Here is a 1174-nt window from a genome sequence, read left to right on the forward strand (position 1 = left end):
TCTGAGGTGACAAGGGGAAATGCAAAAAAAGTTTTCAACCGTCTCTTTTTTCAACAATGCGGCGAGGAATGTCGCAAAAAACCGCCGTTTTGCCGTTTTAACCGACGAAACGGGGCGCCTGGTGGCATACTGTTAGAGTAGAGGAAAGAAAGGAACGGCATTTATGTCTTTAAGCGCACAGCAACTGGCGGCACAAAAGAACATCTCCTGGGTACTGGCCGAAAAGCTCGCCCAAAAAATACTGACTGGCGAATATCAGCCGGAAAGCATTCTTCCCGGCGAAATGGAGTTGGGGGAGCAGTTCGGCGTAAGCCGTACCGCCGTCCGCGAAGCGGTGAAGACGCTTACTGCAAAAGGCATGCTGCTGCCCCGCCCTCGCATTGGCACCCGGGTGATGCCGCGCAGCAGCTGGAATTTCCTTGATAAGGAACTGCTCTCCTGGTGGCTAACAGAAGATAACTTCGAAGAGGTGGTAAGCCACTTTCTCGTCATGCGCAGCAGCCTGGAGCCACAGGCCTGCTTTCTCGCCGCCGCCAACGGCACCGCCGGGCAAAAAGCGCAGCTCAATACATTAATGGAAGAGATGATTGCTCTGAAACGCCATTTTCAGCGCGAACGCTGGATAGAAGTCGATATGGCCTGGCATGAGCATATCTATGAAATGAGCGGTAATCCTTTCCTCAGCTCTTTCGCCTCGCTGTTTCATTCGGTCTACCACACCTACTTCACGTCGATTACGCAAAATGAAGTGGTGAAGCTCGATCTCCACCAGGCGATTGTCGATGCCATTCTTAACAGTGATGCGCCGGGGGCGTTGCTCGCCTGCCAGGCATTGTTGAACGCCCCACACCACGTAAATCAATAACAAGGATTTGGCATGAGCGGAAAAAAAGGGCGCAGCATGGCTGGCCTGCCGTGGATCGCGGCGATGGCCTTCTTTATGCAGGCGCTGGATGCCACCATTCTTAACACCGCCCTCCCGGCTATCGCCCACAGTCTTAATCGTTCTCCCTTAGCGATGCAGTCGGCCATTATCAGCTATACGCTGACGGTGGCGATGCTGATCCCGGTCAGCGGCTGGCTGGCCGATCGCTTCGGCACGCGCCGGGTCTTTATCATCGCCGTTAGCCTGTTCACCCTCCGGTCCCCCCCCCCCCCCCCCCCCCCCCCCTCC

1 protein-coding gene and 1 pseudogene are annotated in these 1174 nt (G+C 55.5%); both read left to right on the forward strand.

Features of this window, described 5'->3' with window-relative positions; genetic code table 11:
* Nucleotides 1-163: 163 nt before the first annotated feature.
* Nucleotides 164-865 (forward strand): FadR/GntR family transcriptional regulator, encoded by a 702-nt coding sequence (locus tag HMPREF9538_RS14610; protein ID WP_002882540.1) that lies wholly within the window; start codon nt 164-166, stop codon nt 863-865.
* Nucleotides 866-877: 12 nt separating this feature from the next.
* A pseudogene (locus HMPREF9538_RS32840) lies at nt 878-1174 on the forward strand (MFS transporter); the annotation flags it as partial.

The organism is Klebsiella sp. MS 92-3 (assembly GCF_000195655.1).
Classification (GTDB): domain Bacteria; phylum Pseudomonadota; class Gammaproteobacteria; order Enterobacterales; family Enterobacteriaceae; genus Klebsiella; species Klebsiella pneumoniae.